This window comes from Sporosarcina sp. SAFN-015 (assembly GCF_059415085.1).
On record NZ_JBPFDR010000001.1, the window covers coordinates 363,012 to 381,744 of the forward strand.

The 18,733-nt window shown below is 45.2% G+C and carries 17 protein-coding genes and 1 tRNA gene; 6 read left to right on the forward strand and 12 right to left on the reverse strand.

Going from position 1 to position 18,733, the window contains the following annotated elements; all coding sequences use genetic code 11:
• Nucleotides 1-174: 174 nt before the first annotated feature.
• On the reverse strand, nt 175-1,428 hold the full coding sequence (locus ACR65H_RS01650) for a hemolysin family protein (RefSeq protein ID WP_440498316.1): 1,254 nt from the start codon (nt 1,426-1,428) through the stop codon (nt 175-177).
• A gap of 165 nt (nt 1,429-1,593) precedes the next feature.
• On the opposite strand from ACR65H_RS01650, the gene ACR65H_RS01655 reads away from it, so the two are divergent.
• On the forward strand, nt 1,594-2,991 hold the full coding sequence (locus tag ACR65H_RS01655) for a dipeptidase (RefSeq protein WP_440498317.1): 1,398 nt from the start codon (nt 1,594-1,596) through the stop codon (nt 2,989-2,991).
• Nucleotides 2,992-3,419: 428 nt separating this feature from the next.
• Here the strand turns inward: ACR65H_RS01655 and ACR65H_RS01660 are convergent, their stop codons facing one another.
• Nucleotides 3,420-4,013 (reverse strand): nitroreductase family protein, encoded by a 594-nt coding sequence (locus ACR65H_RS01660; RefSeq protein ID WP_440498318.1) that lies wholly within the window; start codon nt 4,011-4,013, stop codon nt 3,420-3,422.
• Nucleotides 4,014-4,193: 180 nt separating this feature from the next.
• Here ACR65H_RS01660 and ACR65H_RS01665 point away from each other — a divergent pair, with 180 nt between their 5' ends.
• Entirely contained in the window at nt 4,194-5,039 is an 846-nt protein-coding gene (locus ACR65H_RS01665; RefSeq protein WP_440498319.1) for a DegV family protein, read from the forward strand.
• Nucleotides 5,040-5,125: 86 nt separating this feature from the next.
• Nucleotides 5,126-5,725 carry a class I SAM-dependent DNA methyltransferase gene (locus tag ACR65H_RS01670; RefSeq protein WP_440498320.1) on the forward strand — a complete coding sequence of 200 codons (600 nt, stop codon included), beginning with the start codon at nt 5,126-5,128 and terminating at the stop codon, nt 5,723-5,725.
• A gap of 38 nt (nt 5,726-5,763) precedes the next feature.
• Here the strand turns inward: ACR65H_RS01670 and ACR65H_RS01675 are convergent, their stop codons facing one another.
• From ACR65H_RS01675 to ACR65H_RS01685, 3 genes are all read right to left on the reverse strand, one after another.
• Nucleotides 5,764-6,249 (reverse strand): amidase domain-containing protein, encoded by a 486-nt coding sequence (locus tag ACR65H_RS01675; RefSeq protein ID WP_440498321.1) that lies wholly within the window; start codon nt 6,247-6,249, stop codon nt 5,764-5,766.
• 67 nt (nt 6,250-6,316) lie between these two features.
• The gene (locus ACR65H_RS01680) at nt 6,317-7,639 is read right to left on the reverse strand and encodes an ABC transporter substrate-binding protein (protein ID WP_440498322.1); all 1,323 of its coding nucleotides are present in this window, start codon (nt 7,637-7,639) and stop codon (nt 6,317-6,319) included.
• A gap of 17 nt (nt 7,640-7,656) precedes the next feature.
• Nucleotides 7,657-9,453: a diguanylate cyclase domain-containing protein gene (locus ACR65H_RS01685; RefSeq protein WP_440498323.1), complete on the reverse strand. Its 1,797-nt coding sequence runs from the start codon at nt 9,451-9,453 to the stop codon at nt 7,657-7,659.
• A 268-nt stretch (nt 9,454-9,721) separates the two neighbouring features.
• Here ACR65H_RS01685 and ACR65H_RS01690 point away from each other — a divergent pair, with 268 nt between their 5' ends.
• On the forward strand, nt 9,722-10,222 hold the full coding sequence (locus ACR65H_RS01690) for a c-type cytochrome (protein WP_440498324.1): 501 nt from the start codon (nt 9,722-9,724) through the stop codon (nt 10,220-10,222).
• 101 nt (nt 10,223-10,323) lie between these two features.
• Here ACR65H_RS01690 and ACR65H_RS01695 read toward each other — a convergent pair whose 3' ends face one another.
• From ACR65H_RS01695 to ACR65H_RS01715, 5 genes are all read right to left on the reverse strand, one after another.
• Entirely contained in the window at nt 10,324-11,106 is a 783-nt protein-coding gene (locus ACR65H_RS01695) for an alpha/beta fold hydrolase (protein WP_440498583.1), read from the reverse strand.
• Nucleotides 11,107-11,563: 457 nt separating this feature from the next.
• Nucleotides 11,564-12,271 carry an FAD-dependent oxidoreductase gene (locus tag ACR65H_RS01700; RefSeq protein ID WP_440498325.1) on the reverse strand — a complete coding sequence of 236 codons (708 nt, stop codon included), beginning with the start codon at nt 12,269-12,271 and terminating at the stop codon, nt 11,564-11,566.
• Nucleotides 12,272-12,664 (reverse strand): SRPBCC family protein, encoded by a 393-nt coding sequence (locus ACR65H_RS01705; protein ID WP_440498326.1) that lies wholly within the window; start codon nt 12,662-12,664, stop codon nt 12,272-12,274.
• Nucleotides 12,665-12,667: 3 nt separating this feature from the next.
• On the reverse strand, nt 12,668-12,988 hold the full coding sequence (locus ACR65H_RS01710; RefSeq protein WP_440498327.1) for an ArsR/SmtB family transcription factor: 321 nt from the start codon (nt 12,986-12,988) through the stop codon (nt 12,668-12,670).
• Nucleotides 12,989-13,199: 211 nt separating this feature from the next.
• A tRNA-Ala gene (locus ACR65H_RS01715) sits at nt 13,200-13,272 on the reverse strand.
• A 67-nt stretch (nt 13,273-13,339) separates the two neighbouring features.
• On the opposite strand from ACR65H_RS01715, the gene ACR65H_RS01720 reads away from it, so the two are divergent.
• Nucleotides 13,340-14,359, forward strand: a complete 1,020-nt coding sequence (locus ACR65H_RS01720) for a DUF2804 domain-containing protein (protein ID WP_440498328.1) — start codon at nt 13,340-13,342, stop codon at nt 14,357-14,359.
• Nucleotides 14,360-14,660: 301 nt separating this feature from the next.
• Nucleotides 14,661-15,131, forward strand: a complete 471-nt coding sequence (locus tag ACR65H_RS01725) for a YusW family protein (protein ID WP_440498329.1) — start codon at nt 14,661-14,663, stop codon at nt 15,129-15,131.
• 49 nt (nt 15,132-15,180) lie between these two features.
• Here the strand turns inward: ACR65H_RS01725 and ACR65H_RS01730 are convergent, their stop codons facing one another.
• Complete coding sequence (locus ACR65H_RS01730) at nt 15,181-17,010, reverse strand: ABC transporter ATP-binding protein (protein WP_440498330.1); 1,830 nt, start codon at nt 17,008-17,010, stop codon at nt 15,181-15,183.
• Nucleotides 16,991-18,733: an ABC transporter ATP-binding protein gene (locus ACR65H_RS01735; protein WP_440498331.1), complete on the reverse strand. Its 1,743-nt coding sequence runs from the start codon at nt 18,731-18,733 to the stop codon at nt 16,991-16,993. The genes ACR65H_RS01730 and ACR65H_RS01735 overlap by 20 nt, the downstream gene beginning before the upstream one ends.

The following is an 18,733-nucleotide window of genomic DNA, read 5'->3' on the forward strand; positions in this document are numbered from 1 at the left end:
AAGCCTCGAAAGTTTTGCGCGAGTTCAGGTGTGTTTTGGCGCAATCTTGACGAGTTATGGCGCAATTGGATTCAGTTATGCGTGAGTTCGGACGAGTTATGGCGCAATCTCAGGAAGTTATGCTCATTTCGGGACGTATGGCCCATCATATCACCTTAAAAAAACGCCCCGCAATCAATCTGCGGGGCGTTCAATTTCCTGATCATGCCGTTTCGTAATCTTCATCTTGACGATACGGCTGCGGTCCATTTCCTCGATTTCGAAGTACAGGTTTTCGTATGTAAAACGTTCCCCTTCCTCGGGTACATGACCGAGCTCTTGCATGACGAATCCGCCGATTGTTTCATGATCTGTCGGCAATTCAACATCGAGCAGGTCGACGGCATCGACAATTTCAAGGCGTCCATGACAGATCAGCAGTTCCTCGTTCTTTTCGTAAACGAGCACTTCTTCGTCGAAGTCTGTTTCATCTTCGATATCCTGCCCTATCATTTCTTCGATAATATCCTCTTGTGTGACGATACCGAGCGTTCCACCGTATTCATCCAACACGATGGCCATATGTTTTTTATTCGCCAGCATTAGTTTGAACACTTTTTCGACGCTTGCCGTCTGAACGACGAATAAAGGCTCATCATCCATCAATTCCGCAAGCTTCTTCTCAGGATGCATGGACCACTCTATCAACATCTTTGAATAGAAAATTCCGACGACCCGGTCTATGCTTTCCTCATAAATTGGATAACGTGTATAGAAGTATTCCAAGATCGTATCGCGCACTTCTTCGTATGTCGACTCGATTGACAACCCGATAATATCGGTACGGTGCGTTTCCATCACATCAGAGACATCTTTATCAGGAAAATCGAGCACGCCTTTCAGACGGAGTGATTCTTCCTGTTCGAATGTCCCTTCCGTCGAAGCGATGTCCACCATAGAACGAAGCTCTTCCTTCGTCAACGTAGCTTCTGTCACGGCACCTTTTGAAATAATACGGATGAAGATGTTTGTGAATAAAGCGAGGAGTGCTGTCAACGGCGTTAACAATTTTACGAGTACCCATATGATCGGTGCAACAAAATAAGCGATACGATCGGCAAATGTCGCTGCAATCGTCTTCGGCAAAACTTCTCCGAAAACGATGAGTACGACCGTCAAAATCCCTGTCATGACCCCTACTTGCAAGCCCCTATCGATTGCAATCATTGTGACGATTGTCGGCATCATAATATTCGCTATATTATTCCCGATGAGGATAGCCGTGATCATCCTGTCCGGCTTCGATATGAGATCTCTCAGCTTGATCGATTTTGAATCGCCTTGTTCAGCGCGAAGCTGGACTTTCATGCGGTTCACCGCGGTAAGTGCCGTTTCACTCCCCGAAAGGAAGAACGACATTAGCAAAAAGAACCCTAGTGCTATAAACAAAAGTGATTCCTCCCAGAATTTCTTACTTCAACTGTTCGTTCATTTAGCAAGTTTTACATATCATAACATACTCATAGCAAATCCGTCCTTTTGAATAACTTGAATCTCAAACGACATGCTATAATACTTTTATTCACGAAATAATTTTGAAAAGAGGGGTTCACTTTGAGTCATTTGGAAAAACTCGACGCGTATTTCACATCCAAACGGGAAGAGCATTTGGAGCAACTGAAAGATTTCCTTCGCATCCCTAGTATCAGCGCATTATCCGAGCATAAGCCGGACATGCAGAAAGCAGCTGAATGGCTAAAGGATTCATTCCACCAGGCGGGGCTTGAAAACCTGTCAATCGACGAGACGGAAGGACATCCCGTCGTCTACGGAGACTGGCTGCACGCAGAAGGAAAACCGACGATTCTATTTTACGGCCATTACGACGTTCAGCCCGTCGACCCGGTGAACCTGTGGGAAAGCGGACCGTTCGAGCCGGAAGTGCGTGATAATAAATTGTATGCACGCGGCGCGAGTGATGACAAAGGCCAAGTTTTCATGCATGTCAAAGCAGTCGAAGCATTGATGAATGAAAACGGCAGCTTGCCGGTGAACGTAAAATTCATCATTGAAGGTGAAGAAGAAATCGGCAGTCCGAACCTTGAGAAGTATATTGAAGAGAATAAAGAGAAATTGGCCGCTGATATTATCGTCATTTCCGATACGGGCATGTATGGGCCAGGCAAACCAGCCATCTGCTACGGATTACGAGGACTCGCTGGCGTTCAAATCGATGTCAAAGGCGCGAAAGGCGACTTGCATTCTGGCATTTATGGCGGCGGTGTACAAAATCCGATCCATGCGATCTCTGAAATTCTAGCATCTTTCCATGACAAAGAAGGGACGATTGCGGTCGAAGGATTTTACGATGACGTGCGCCCATTAGCTGACGAAGAGCGTGCTGCCTACGAAGCGCTCAACTTCGACGAGGATGCGTTAAAGCAGGAAATCGGCGTTGGCGAGTTGTTCGGCGAAAAAGGCTATTCGTATTTGGAGCGGACATGGACACGGCCTACGCTTGAAGTGAACGGCGTCTTCGGAGGCTTTTCAGGCGAAGGAATCAAAACAGTATTGCCTTCGGAAGCCGGCGCTAAAATCACTTGCCGTCTCGTTCCCGACCAAGATCCTGAGGATATCGTGAAAAAATTGAAAGCCCATATCGAAGAACATAAGCCAGCAGGAGTCACAGTAACGGTTAGCGAATTCGATAAAGGAAAACCTTTCATCACACCCTTCGACCACCCAGCTATTCAAGCTGCCGGAAAATCGTATGAAAAAGTATATGATGTGCCTACCGCTTTTACTCGTATGGGCGGTTCAATTCCGATTGTCGCAGCGTTCGATGAAATTTTGAATTTACCGGTCGTCCTTATGGGATTCGGCCTCTCCAGCGAGAATTTCCATGCGCCTAACGAGCATTTCCATTTGGAGAACTTCGACAAAGGCTTGCGTGTAATTGGGGATTATTATAACGAGCTTGCACAGTTTTCAAAAGACGATTTGAAGAAGTAAATTGGATGTGCGGCAGCTTGCTTTGAGCGCGGGGATGGACTTCTTGAGCGTGGACTTGATTTCTTGAGCGCAAGGGGCGACTTCTTGAGCGCGGATTTCAGTTTTTGAGCGCAAGGGACGATTTCTTGAGCGCGGGACCGATTTCTTGAGCGCGAATCCAAGTTTTTGAGCGCGGGGACCGACTTCTTGAGCGTGGATTTGATTTCTTGAGCGCGAGGGACGATTTCTTGAGCGCGGACTTGATTTCTTGAGCGCAAGGGGCGACTTCTTGAGCGCGGATTTCAGTTTTTGAGCGCGAGGGACGATTTCTTGAGCGCGGGACCGATTTCTTGAGCGCGAAGCAGCTTGCTTGAGCACAGCCCTTCTTTATTACAAAAAAGAACTGTCTCGGAAAGTCATTGTGTCGACTTTCCGGACAGTTCTTTTTCTTATTCCTCTTCTTGCTCGTCTTCCATTCCATAAAATGTGACAATGTCTTCAAGCGGCGTGCGCACCCGGCCTTTTGGAATGTCATCGTAATAACCGAATTGCAGCATGCTGATGATTCGCTCTCCAGTTTTCACGCCTAGTTCTTCTCGGAATTTCGGATTATCGATGAAAGGTGGTGTTTTCCAGCACGTCCCGATTCCTTGATCCCAAGCGAGAAGCATTGCATTTTGAATCAAAGCGCTTGCCGCTGCATAGTCCTCAAGCCGTTCTTTCTGGCGGACATCCTCTTGGACGACGACAAATACGACAGCACCCGGCGTGCGGAATTTCTTCATTTGCTTCTCTAATTCCTCTTCGGACAGTTCTTTCCACTTTGGTATGCCATATTCTTTTAAAACGTCTTGGAATTTCACATATTCCTTATTTGCCGCGACGATGAAACGCCAAGGATTACGTAAGCCATGAGTCGGTGCCCATCTAGCATCTTCCAAAACCGATAATATATTTTCAAGGTCAACCGGCTGCCCATTAAAGTTTTTAACCGAGCGGCGACCGATGATCGCTTCCCTTACTGAAAGTGCCTGTTCATTCATAATAACGAACTCCCCTTTGTATCGTACTGACGACCATTATACACGAAAAGCAGTCAGCTGTGGACATCTCCATCATTTTAGCAGCCTTCCCAACTATTTCTTCCGATTTGCATTTCAAGAGATTACTTTCTGTAGTATAGTAATGAAAGAAGTGAATGTTTAGAAAAGGATGACTTACAAATGACGAAAAAGCCGATAGCATGGATAACTGACAGCACTGCCTATATTACAGACGAGTTGAAAAATCACCCTGATTTCTTCTCAATCCCGTTAAATATACATTTCGGGGAAAAGCAATTTGTTGATGGTGTTGATCTGACGCCAACCCAATTATATGAAAACATAAAAAATGCAACGGAGTTCCCTAAAACATCCCAACCATCAGCCGGCGAGTTCGCCGAGCAGTTTAAGAAAATAGCGGAAGACTATGAGCAGGCAATCGCCATTCACGTATCAGCCGAATTGAGCGGTACTCTTGCCTCTTCCATGGCCGGAGCAGAAATCTCAGGCTTCCCGATCACTTTCATCGACTCTCGCTCCGTTTCCTATGGGATCACCGGGTTGATTGAAAAAGGAATGGAATTGCAAAACGCAGGAGTGTCCGTACCGGAAATCAAAGAAACTGTTGAAAAAATGGCAGGAAAGCTGAAAAACTTCATTTACATTGGCCAATTGGAGCAGTTGTACAAAGGCGGCCGGATGAATGGTGTCCAGTTCTTCCTCGGCAGCCTATTGAAGGTGAAGCCGATTATCCAAATTATGTCCGACGGAAAATTGGAAGCGATCGAAAAAGTACGTTCCGAAAAGAAAGCACTTCAATATTTGGTCGATAAAGTAGCGGAAGGACACCCGAAAGGAAAAGGGAAAATCTATCTAATGCAAGGCAATGTTCCCGAGCAAGCCGAAGAATTAAAAACGATGATCCTGAGCCAAGTACCAGGGCTTAGCGTTGAAGTCGGCGACATCAGTTCCACTCTCGCCGTCCACGCAGGCGAAGGGACGATAGCCGTGTTATGGTATGACTGAAGGTTAAGAGCACAATCATGCCTTCCTGTTTCAATTTTGCTATAATGTTCACCATGTAGCTGAAATTTACGAACAGGGAGCGGAATATGGAAAATAACGTTTTTGAGCAGATGGCAAAACGGTATGACACGGAAGAAAGAATTGAATTAGCAAAAGTTATTGTTAAGGAAGTAAGACAAGAACTACAAAACAGCAAATCAAGCTCTTTACTTGATTACGGCAGTGGAACTGGTTTAGTCAGTTTGGAGTTAGCCGATGTAGTAGATTCTATTTTGCTCGTTGATTCGTCTAGACAAATGCTGGAGGTTGCGGAAGCTAAAATTTCCCACAAAGGGATCGCCAATTCAAAAGTGCTTTATTCAGACTTCACGCAAGAAACTCCTGAAATGAAAGCAGACATCATTTTACTGTCGCTCGTCCTTCTTCATATACCAGATACTGAAAAAATCCTGCAAGAACTTTACAATACATTACACGATGGCGGCAAGCTGATCATTGTTGATTTTGACAAGAACGATAATGTAAATCACCCGAAAGTTCATAACGGCTTTTCGCATGAAGGACTGAAAAATAGTTTGTCCGAAGTTGGATTTACATCAATTAAAATGAAGACATTCCATCACGGAGAACGTATTTTTATGCATCAAGACGCCTCCATGTTTATTTCAACAAGCATAAAAAAGTAAAAGACGGAATGCCTTGACGGCTCCGTCTTTTCTCATTTTCAACTGAACTGATCATTAATTTTAAAGAAAACATACTTTGCATTTTCCCGCCATGCATAGGAATCCTTATAGTCCCACGTCCTATGGTACGCATCATACGTATGGGCGTTGACGAGCGGCGTCGCACCGTCCTTCGCCGTGACGATCGTCGTATGATCGAACCTGCCGTCCCCTTGGAAGTCGTAGCAAATGACATCACCGAGATCGAGTTCCTCAGGCGAGCCGACTTGCCGTGCAGTCAAACCCCTCTTCGAGCCCGCCAAATACCACCGCATCGAATGGGCAACCGACCAACTAAAGCTCCACGTCCCCCCTTGCAGCCACCATCCCCGTTCACGGTTCGGATATCCATACATCGGTGCCCCACCAGCTAGCAAACATTGTGAAATAAAACTTGTGCAGTCGACATCAAATGAAGGGAATGCCGGGTTCCTGCCATTCCACCATTCATCCGCATACCGTACCGCCGCTTCCCGGTTATACAATTTGCATAAACACCCCCGTATTCCAATCGTATGAAAATTGGGTAGGTGTCATGCCGAACAAGAAAGATTACTTCGTTGAGTCAATATTTCTTAGAACCTCTATCTGCTCTCCGTATTTTTCATTTATTGTTTTGATGTAATTTTTATAGATATCTTCGGATTCCTGCCCCCTATCAAGCCCTGGGAGGATGACATTATACATTGTTACATATAGTTCATCATCGAATGGTGTCACTCCATGCATGTCCGTCTCTTTCAACAGATCATCATACAAGGCATACGTTTTTTGATTTCCGAAATAAGGATTGGCCTGTTCACTTCGCCTTTTTTCCATTCGGGCAGGTTCATAGGCAGGTATGAGCGGCCATTCCTTGAAATCCATCCCTTTCTCCATCGTGAATTCGATAAATTTCCAGGCGAGCTCCTTCTTTTCGCTATGTGATGGGATGGCAAGGGCTGTACTGCTCGACCAGCCATTCATTCTTAGTGGAAGCTTAGTGGCTCTCCACTTTCCCGATTGGCCGGGTGCAAATTCCGGCAAATATTTCTCTCCCCAGCTCCCTAACGCCAACATGATGACTTCATCATTCCGAATCGCTCGCTTCCCTTCCTCAAGCCAAATGTCTTTATTGATCGCAAAACGGTTTCGGATGATTGTGTCCGTAAGTTGGGTGAGCTTAGTAAATTCTTCTGCCGGAATATTATTTTCATAGTTATCATTGAGGAAGCCAAATTGCGAAATATATAAGTCAATGGCAAACGAATCCCACAGGAAAATCGAATGGCCATGCGATTTCATATTTTCCGCAAGCGAAAACAGATTTTTTTCCGATTCCAAATAAACGCCCAACGCTGTCGAATCAGAAGGGTATCCGTATTTCTCCATCAAATCCGCTCGGTAATAAAGGACAGTAGGACTCAGGGCGACAGGCAGCGCAAACATCCCTTCATCGTTTCTGGATATATAATTATTCCATACTGCTTCCGAGATGCCTTCTTTAAAACGCCCGGCCCGATACGGTTCCGCATTTAAGTCCTCGAAGCCTTGCAATGTCGAAAACTTTCCAAGAAATGAGCTGTCCATTACAAATATATCTACAGGTTCGTTGTCGACAATCGCTTCCATATAACCTTTCAGCTGTGCTTCCAAAGGCTTCTCTACAACTTCAACAGATACTCCCGGATTCACCTTTTCAAACTCCCGAATGAGCTCATCTCCGATCGTAATATCAGACCAAACGATCAAATTGTCACTTTCCCGTTCATGATCGGGATTCCCGGTTGTTTTCACATTCAAATCGAACGGCGCAGATTCCTCGGCAGAATCACATGCCGCTGCGAGAATACATGAAAGCATCAGCATAATAGAAACGTAAACTATTTTCTTCATATATTTTCATGCCCTTCTTACGAAATCGTGTCATAGAAGGTGAAACGACTACCTCCATAGGCCTTCGATGCATACATCGCCATATCGCCATGATGCATCATTTCATCAACGGTATGTGAATCGTGTAGATACAAACTGATGCCGATACTAATGCCGACTTGTAGCAAATGACCATTAAAATGAACCGGTTTTTCGATCTGTTTCATAATGGACTTGGCCATTTCGGCAGCCATTTCCCTTGAAGAATTCGGCAACAGTACAACGAATTCATCCCCACCAAGCCTTGCGAGTGACCCCGCTTCACCGCATACCTCTGTCAATCGCTTTGCAATCTGTTGAAGGACTGCATCCCCCGCGTCATGCCCATATGTGTCATTAACGCCTTTAAAGCCATTCAAATCCATGAACATCAATGCGTGCGGGCTTTCCTTTTCAGCCGTCTCGACCGACTCTTTCAAAATCTCCATGAAATGGGATCGGTTTTTCACACCGGTAAGCGAATCATAGAAAGCCATATGATGCAGGCGGTTCCTTGACTCTTGCAACTCCTCGAACATATCCGTCAACTCAAAAGACATTTCCTTGAAGTTTTCCGTCAGCTTGTTGAACTCAATCATCCGGGTCTTCGGCCATTTAATATGTGCCGACTCCTTCAGCTTTCTCGGAAGGCCCGTCGTCGTATCGGATAACTTGCCGAAAGTGCGCACAATATATGCCTTCAAAACTGCGGTAAAACCAATTCCGATGACGATGAACAACAAGAGGTTTGCATATTCCAACGCAAATCCTTTAACTTCCTCTTCGAACATAATTCTCAAAGGCACCTCAACGAGGACACGCATCGAATTCTTATTAAATTCAACGGTGGATAAATAGCTTGTCTGTCCGATGATAGCGGCATCGTCCATCCCATTCGGATCTCTTGGCACCCATCGATAACTATTTGTCCCGATTTCCGTGAAATGCCCTTCACCGCTGAATTTCGCAATTGTACTGTCCAAAGTGGATTGTGAATTCGAATACAACATACGATTGTCCTTATCCAATACATAGATGTGCATATTTTGCTCATCAATGTTCCCTATCAATGAATCCACTTTCGCAACTTGCAAAACGCCCTGAAGACGCAATGCTAAAATAGAATACTCATCCCAATCCCTCAGTTCATTCGTAATGATTTTCACTCGCCCTTGCAGCTGGCTGCTCATCGATCGCTCAATTTGGTTCTCTGTGTAATGAATGTCACCGATTAAAAAAATCAAATACGGAAGCGCAATTGCCATAAGAACGATGTGCGAAATCAAGTAGTGGAATGAATATGTATTCTTTTCATCCCCATAGATCCATCTTTTAAAAGGGATATACGTTAGAAGTATTTCAGCGACGAGCGCGCAAAGGATGTTATTGATCAATTTGCTGATCAATGCCAATATGGCAAACCAACCGTCCAATTCGTTATGCATATATACATAAATTGCATACATCGGCAGTCCGATGACAGCCCAATAAAGAAGTGCGCTATATAATACGCCCCATTTGCGGTATTTCAACAATAGACCTACTGCCGCAATTTCCGTCATAAGCAATACTGCACCGATGATGGAGCCGTCAATATATAATCCGATTCCCGCCGTTATGAACGCTGACAGGATCCCTATCGGAAAGCCATATAATGATAGAATGAGCAGTAAAAAGATTGTCGGAATAATGAAGGTGAGACCAAAATCCAATAATATAGGTTGGATATTCGCCGCAATGGCCATAGCCAAAAGAGCTGCATAGACAGCAATCGGCAAATATTTCTGTTTTTTCATTAAAGCCTCACCTCTCACTCAAACTCCTACTAAGTATACAGGAAGGTTTCTAATTTTATCAATCTTTAGATTGGACCTTTTTTACTACACACTACTCACCGTCTACACCCGTTTACCAAAATATACAAAGGGTACAGGGATACTATAGTTAGAGAAAGAGAGGGAGACAGGTGAATAGATCACTACACTAACTATCGGATTCTTATTTCTTATATCTCTAGGAATCATCGTCCTGTTAGCGAATCAGCTGAAAAACGATAAAGCCCTCATGGATGGGGAATCTCCAGCTGTTACAGAAGAAAAAGGAGAGGAGATTGCGTATAATCCGCCTTCCCTCGACGATGTGCCTGAAGGACCGATGGGAGAAGCGATTTTGAGAGGACGCGAATTAATTAATGACACATCCAACGCAATACGCGCAAAGGCATCTTCTGTGGAGGACGGTGAGCATCTTGTGAATGAATTATCATGTACAAGCTGCCACGCTGGAGACGGACTCGATCAAGACACCTCTTCTCTTGTCGGCATTACGGCCGTTTATCCACAATATAATGAGAGGGCAGACAAAGTGCTTACTCTTGAAGATCGTATTAATGGATGCATGGTCCGCAGCATGAACGGCGAGCCTTTTGAGGAAGGCGATGAGGACCTGAACGCCATGGTCGCTTATTTGACGTATATTTCAGAAGGGATTCCAATTGGAGCAGAGCTTGAATGGCTTGGTAAAAATGAAATGGAAGACGTCCCAATCCCCTTCGCGATCAAGTGAAGGACGGGACAATTGATTGGGAGAAGGTTCTTGGGAAGGATAAATGATATAAAAATGAAAATTGCCCTCACAATTAAGTGTAGGGCAATTTTTTTGTTTTATTAATGAATGAATTGAATTAATAACTCGTTAAACTTATCACGCTCTTCCCAAAAAGCACCATGGCCGCTATATTTGAAGGGGACTAGCTGCGAATTCGAGATTAATTTATTTACTTCCTTAGCTTGTGAAAAGGGAATAACTTTATCATGGATACCATGAATAAGTAACGTTGGGGCAACAATTTTCGGAAGATCCTCAGACAAATTCATTTCTCTTAATAAAACAATGATTGCAGCCGTCGACCATCCCGCAGCTTGCATTCCCATTTGAAAGAACCAATCTGAGAATCGGCTCGATATATATTGAAAGAAAAAGCCGTCTATTACTTCCTGCATCAGCTTTGGGCGATCATTTAACGATTGTTCCAAATACCGATTAGCTGTCTCTTCTGAGAAGCCTATTGGGGCAGCGGCGTCAACAAGAACAAGCCGAGACACCCCATAACCGTTATACCTGGTCATATACCGAATCGCAATAGACCCACCCGTCGAGTGACCTACAAGTACAAAATCTTTTAATTGAAGTGTACCGACAATTACATGGATATCATCAGCCAATCTATCTAAGTTATAGCCATCGAGAGGTTTATCCGAATTTCCAAAGCCTCTCCAGTCTATGCCGATACATCGATACCCCATTGTAGGAAGCACATTAAACTGATATTCGAACTGTTTATGACTCAACGGCCATCCATGTATAAATACAATGGTCTTGCTGCCCTCCGGATTAAGATCTTCAACATACAGATTTACACCTGACTCTACAGTAACCAAATAACCGATAACGATTCCTCCGTCGTTATAATGACTTCGCCTATAAGATATTCAACTTTGTATGTATATGTGCCCCTCCCATTAACAAAGCAATTCAAAAAAACCCCATAGAATGGGGTTTCAGCCTGTTGACAAACGCTCGCATCCGTTGTTGAGGCCTACAGGAAGTAGGTCATGCATCCGTTGCCGCAGGACGCGGCGCACTTAGGATGCCTTCCTTTCTCGCTCGTCCGCTCATGAACTTTAGTTCTATTCGCGTCTTCGCTCGACTTCGCGCGGGCTCGCAGGAAGCGAGTCATGCAACCGTTGCCACAGGACGTGGCGATCTTAGGTTGCCTTCCTTGGCAAGCGTTTTCAATCAGGCTGAGGAAATTCCTGCCCATTGCCACTTGCCTTAAAAAAGAGTGTAGACAAAGTCCAAAAACGACTTTGTCTACACTCTTGAACCCCATAGAATGGGGTTTCTTTAATAACCAAAAAAGACATCCTTTTTAATACTCTTCTTCGAAATATCATTACTTTGTAAATGAGCGGAAATGGATTCTACCATCGCCTTAGGACCTGCAATATAGTAGTTGCCATCGTTCTGATATAAGTTGGACAGCTTATTTATTTCCTCAGGTAAGTCGTTCCTCTGATCGAGGTACGTTACAGTTGCCGCAGTATTATTAGCAATTTCATCGAGTTCATCTTTATATACAAATGACTTTTTGCTATCTATATAAAGTAGATGTATTTGCTTTCCGCCTACGTTCCCTTCCTCCTCAATCTGCTTTAGCATCGACCGGAATGGTGTAATTCCAATACCGCCCGCAATAAAGATGGAAGGACCGTTATCGGTTAAATAAAACGACCCTACTGGCCCGCTCATTTTTACTTTCATGCCCTGTTTTAATTCTAACATCGCCATTTTAAAGTCACTTGGATCATCACTAATTCCTAGCGTTAGTTGAACAATATTCTCAGCAGGAGCAGATGCCACACTTATTGGACGTATACCATTTTTTATTTTCTTATGAGTAATCGTAAACAGCCCATGTTGTCCCGCTTTCCACGTTAAATTCTTCTCTTTTTCAAATCGAAAAGTATATACACCATCTGATTCTTTGTAGCTCTCAATGAATACTAAGTCTCTCTTTTTGAAGATTGCTACTGCATCTTGAAAAAAAACCATTTACATTTCTCCTACCAGTTTATTCAACTCGTCAACCATACTTGTCCAACCATATTTCGCGCCATTGAACGCAGCCCGATTTTCTTCTTCAAATCCAGTGTGAGCCAGATGTAAGTGGGTTGTTTCACCTTCCTGTTTTAATGTCCATGTGACAATCGTATCGATCGGTCCACCGACCCATGTGTACGATAATGTAGTAGGCTCATCAACAACCAATACTTCACTCTCTACAACTAAACCGATTGCCTCATTCCGAAACTGACATTTGTATCCGACAATCGGTTTGAAATTATTTTCCATCACCCATTTCGCAAGAATTTCTGAGTTCGTTAATGCATCCCATACTTTATTGATAGGACTTTTAAATTGAAAATCCAATGATAAATCCGCCATCATCTATTCCTCCAATAAGTTCTTTAGTTTCGCCGCACTTTCCGTCCAAAAATCCTCATAAAACGATAACCAGTCTTTAACTTCCTGCAAGGGAGCTGCGTTTAACCGATACCTTGTTTCTCTGCCAATTTTACGGTTTTTCACTAAATCAGCTTCTTTCAGAATTGCTAAATGTTTAGAAACTGCAGTACGTCCCATCTGAAAATGAGGGGTTAATTCGTAAAGCGCCAACTCATCGGAACCTGCCAATAACCATATCAACTTTCGTCTCGTCGGATCTGCAATGGCTACAAAAACATCGCGCTCTTGGTCAGTCGTAATCAAAATCCTTCCCCCTCTCCTAAAGATTGGACACTGTTCGGTGTCACTATAATACGACACTAATTGGTGTCGTGTCAATCGTAAAAAAACGGAAAAGATATCGAACTTTTACCGATGCCATCCCCGTGCTAAATTTTATTATTGCGTTCCTGGATTTACTAGGTGCCTATATAAAAAACCTCATCAAATGTTAATTTGATGAGGTTCCTAATGATGGAGCATACCGGGTTCGAACCGGTGACCTTCACACTGCCAGCGTGACACTCTCCCAGCTGAGCTAATGCCCCGTATATCTGATACAATATAGATTATAACATGTCACATTAAAAAGACAATAGATCGGGGGAGATCTCCTTGCAACATGCTGAAAGAGAACTGAAGGACACGGTGTTTCTGTGCGATCAGAAAGGGATGTTGAATCCCGAAGCAATTGGGTTTGCCCGCCGTCCTATCATTATAAGCAATTTAAAGGGCCATTTCATGCGGAAGAAGAAATGGAATTATTGGTGTGTGTTCGGTGAGGATCTTCTATTTTCTGCGACGATCAGCCATTTGGATTATGCGGCTGTCTGCTTTGTCTATTTGCTCGATTATGAAACGCAGCGGTTCTATGAGAAGCAAGTCGTGCTGCCGGTTGGGCGAAAGGTGAAGATGCCGGAGGATGTTCTTGGCAGTGTGAAATTCGTCAACGAGCGGATGTCCGTCCAGCTCGTGCATATACAAGGAGAAACCCATCTATCTGTGACGATACCCGATTTTGATAATGAAGTGCTTCATGCCGATCTTCACATCGCGCATCCGGACGAAGATGATTCGTTGAACGTCGTTATCCCCCGCAACCGGGATCGGTTCCAATTCACAGCAAAGCACCATACATTGCCGACAGCGGGCTTCGTGAAGATCGGGGAGAAACGGTATAATTTCAATCCTGATTATAGCTTTGCCGTGCTCGATTATGGACGCGGTATTTGGCCGCGCGAAGCGGAGTGGAATTGGGCGATGGCTTCCCAACGTTTAGGTGGTCGGAGAATCGGTCTGAATTTCGGCGGAAAATGGACGGATGGTACGGGAATGACGGAAAATGCAGTATTCGTAGACGGTGTCATGACGAAGCTGCATGAAGATGTCATCTTCACGTATGACAAGGACAATTTCATGCATCCTTGGCATATCGGAACAAAGTTTTCTGACCAAGTCGACTTGACGTTTTCCCCTTTCTTTGAGCGGGTTTCCAAGACGAATGCGCAGCTCGTCCAAACGAACGTCAATCAGCTCGTCGGCTATTTCAACGGCCGTGTCAAGCTGAACGACGGCTCGATTTTACGAATCCGTCAAATGCTTGGCAGCGCGGAAGATCACCGCGCGAAATGGTAAGAAACAACCGGTGCAAGCGCCCGGTTGTTTTTTATTAGCCGCAAATATGTTGTTATCACCGACTTAGTGGATGTTATCACCGGCTCTTGACACTTTATCACCGACTTAAACGAGTTTATCACCGACTCTCTGACCGTTATCACCGACTCGCACAAATTCCCGCGTTCCCCGATAAAATGAATGCGGGCCAATTCCATTCCTACCACTTTCGCTGACGCGATTCCCAAAAATGGTCTTTGTGTTTAATTTCGCAGAATGTAGGAAATCAATAAATAGAGACTACAACAGGAGGTTTGCGAACATGAGGGATAATATGAAGGTCGTCATGCTTCTTTTAATGGCTGTTCTCGTCCTTGGCGCTTGTGGAAATGCAAGCAAAAATGCAGATGATCCGGCGCGGGAAGATGCGACGATTATTTACGAGGATGAAAAAGAAGGCGGCACGATGAATACGGGCGACGGCTATGGCTTCAATGAGTTCGATTTGGAGATTGAGGTCGATGGGAAAGATGCCGTTGATGCAGAGTATGATGTGAATGAAGCCAGTGATGCAAAGTATGTGAATAGATTAGCGAATTTAAATTTGAAGGATCAGGAAGCGTTCGATAAGCTGGATGAGTTCTTCACGAAAATTATGCTGACGCATGATATGTCGAACGAAGATGTTACTAATAGAATTATGGAATGGTTTGGACTCGACTCATATACGAAGTTCGATTTGGAAGTGAACTTCGACGATGGTACGAAGTTGGATATTGAAGATCGAAAATAACGATTTGAATAAAACAGGCGAGGAACATTTTCCTCGCCTGTTTTTGTGCTTATATTTTCGAATCCTTCAACATCGTATAATAAACCCCTTGTTTTTCAATCAATTCCTCTTGGCTGCCGGATTCGATGAGCTTGCCTTGCCCCATGACGTAGACGATGTCGGCTTTTCGAACCGTATTCAGCCTATGGGCGATAACGAAGCTCGTTCTTCCTTCCATTAACCGGTCTAGCGCTTCTTGGATTTCGAGTTCAGTGACGGTATCGATGCTGCTTGTCGCCTCATCGAGTAGAAGCAATACAGGGTCTGCGACGAGTGCCCTTGCAATTGAGAGCAACTGTTTCTGTCCTTGTGAAATTTCGCCGCCATCCGCTGTCAGAACGGTGTCATATCCGTTTTCAAGCCTCAAAATGAAGCTATGTGCATTCGCCTTTTTCGCCGCCTCGATCACTTCTTCATCCGTGGCGTCGAGCTTGCCGTACCGAATGTTTTCCATGACGGTGGCTTCGAATAAAAACGGATCTTGGAGGACGAATGCTGTCTGGCTCCGCAATGTTTGGCGCGGCAGTTCCTTAATCGGAATTCCGTCAATGAGGATCTGCCCTTCATTCGCCTCATAGAAGCGGGCAAGCAGCTGCATAATCGTCGTCTTCCCTGCTCCGGTCGCTCCGACGAATGCCGCTGTTTCGCCAGGTTTTACGTGAAAGGAAATGTCTTCAACCGTATAACCGTCCGTACCGACCGCATAGCCAAATGAGACATTTTTGAATTGGACATCACCTGTTAAGACGGTGTCCTTATGTCCGACCGCATCATCCTGCTCGATCGGCTCATTCATAATATTGAATACCCGTTCCGCCCCCGCAATCGCGGAAAGGACGGTATTGAATTGGTTTGACAGATCATTGAGCGGTCGTGTGAATTGGCGTGCATACTCGGAGAAGATGACGATTGTTCCAATAGTAACAATGCCATCCCCTTTAAGTGCAAGCAATCCGCCGACACCTGCGACAATCGCAAACGCCGCGTTGTTCAACATATTCATCACTTTGGGAATGAATCCGGAATACGTCAATGCCCAGAACCCCGTTCTGCGCAGTCGATCGCTCTTTTCCGCGAATTCCTCCATGACACGCTCTTCTTGCGAGAACGCTTTAATGATCCGTTGTCCTGAAATCGTTTCTTCAATCATCCCATTCAATTGTCCGACCGCTTGCTGCTGCTCCTTGAACAGCAATCCCGTTCGTCGGGTAATCCACCGAATTGCGATGAACATGACCGGAACGATGATCATCGTCAGCAATGTCAAAATCGGGCTGAGATATAGCATGACCGCAAGTGTTCCTGACAATGTCAAAATACTTGAGAACACTTGGATGAATGATGAATTCAACGTCTGGCTGACGTTTTCAATGTCATTCGTCACACGGCTCATTAATTCTCCATGCTGCCTTTTATCGAAAAATGTGACAGGCAGCTTCTGAAGATGAGTAAACAGACTCGTCCGCAACCTGAAAATCGTTTGTTGCGCGATGCCGACCATCCAAAAGCTTTGGAAATAAGTCGCAAGCGATAATCCCGCGTAGATTGCGATCAGCAAGCCGATCTTGGATCCCAATCCGTCAAACTGCATCGGAATAATATGCGTATCAATTATTTGCCCGATCAGGAATGGGCCGAGCAATGCGAGACCCGAGCTGACGAGTACGAGGGCGAGCACGAGTATAAGCAGCCCCCGTTGTTCATCGACAAGCTTCCAAATTCTTAGCAATACCGATTTCCAATCATTTGCCCGCTCTACTTTCTTTCTGCCAGGACCTTTAATGTCTTCTTTCTTGATAATCGGTTCATATCCGAATGGCTTACGAATTGTTCGCAACATCAGCGTCCACCTCCTCTTCCGATTGGGATTCGGCTATTTTCCGGTACAATGCTGATTGCTTCATGAGATCTGCATGGTTGCCGTATCCGACGACCTTCCCTTCATCTAATAGAAGAATTTGATCCGCACCTTTCGCCGTCTGCACTTTCTGCGTAACGACAAGCATCGTCGCCGCTTCTCCTTTCAGCGCTTCCCATAAGGCATTTTCCGTTTTGACGTCCAATGCACTCGTACTGTCGTCAAGGATGAGGATCGAAGGTTTCCGGACGAGCGCCCGCGCAATGGATAACCGTTGCTTTTGTCCGCCCGACAAGTTGACTCCTTTTTGTCCGACCCGCGTTCCGTACTTCTGCGGGAATAAATCGATTGATTCGTGGATTTGTGCTTTCATAGCCGCTTCGATCAGTTCATCCGGCTCCGCATCGCTGTCTCCCCATGAAAGGTTTTCCAAAATGGACCCCGTGAAAAGAATCGACTGCTGAGGGACGAGCCCGATCGTATCACGCAAATCTTTCAGCGCCCACTCCTTCACATCGATTCCGCCGACGTAGATTTTCCCCTCCGTCGGTTCGAACATCCTTGGTATAAGATTGAGAAGCGTCGATTTTCCTGATCCGGTCGCCCCCATGATGGCGAGCTTTTCGCCAGGAGACACGTGGAAAGACACTTTATCCAAAATCGGTTCCGGCTTCCCTGGATAATGGAAGGAAACGTTTTCGAAACGGAGATCACCTTCCAGGCTGCCCAGCCCCGAGCTTTCCATGTCGTGGTTTTCCAAATCCTCATCCGCAAGCAGCACTTCCTCCATCCGCTCAGAGGATGCTTTCGCGCGGGAGAATGCACTTATAATGAAGGCAAACATCGAAAATGCGCCTGTCATCCGCATCGCATAGTTGACAATCGCGACAAGCTCGCCGACTTGTGCGTTTCCATTCCCAATCTCGACGGAACCAAACCAAAGGACAGCCATAAGACTGACATTCATGACGAATAGCAGAACGGGCAAAATGAGCTCCATCATGCGCATTGCCTTGACGGTATCCTTGCGGAGTGCCCCTGCTACTTTTGAAAACCGGCTTGCTTCGTACATTCCACGTAAATAAGCTTTAATAAGACGAACCGCCTGCAAGTTTTCTTGAATGACACGGTTCACCCGGTCAAGCCTACGTTGCACGGTTGCAAAATAGCCGACCCCTTTTCTCGCCATAATAAACAGGAAAATTAACAGGATCGGTGCCCCGATGACGAGGTAGAGCGCTAGCTTCACATTGACGAGAAATGCCATAATCAAGCTGCCGAGCACTAGCAAAGGTGCCCGTAGCATAATCCGGAGCGACATGAACAGGACGTTTTGCGCCATTGTCACGTCACTCGTCAAGCGGGTAATCAATCCCGCTGTCGGAAATCGTAAAAAGGTAGCCATGGAGAATGACTGCACTTGGCGGAATAGCGCCTGGCGCAAGTCAAACGCAAAGCTTTGCGCGGCATGAGCAGCAAAGTAAGAATTAATCGCACCTGAAAAGAATGCGACGAACGCCAGACCCATCATGACACTTCCCCATGTCCAAATGACACTGACATCTTCCGCTAATATGCCGTCGTCGATGATTTTCGCTATCAATAATGGCTGAATCAACTCTACCATCAGCTCTGTCAGCATGAGGAACAAGGCAATGAGAATCGGCCATTTATACGGCTTTGCATATGAAAAAACTGTCTTCAT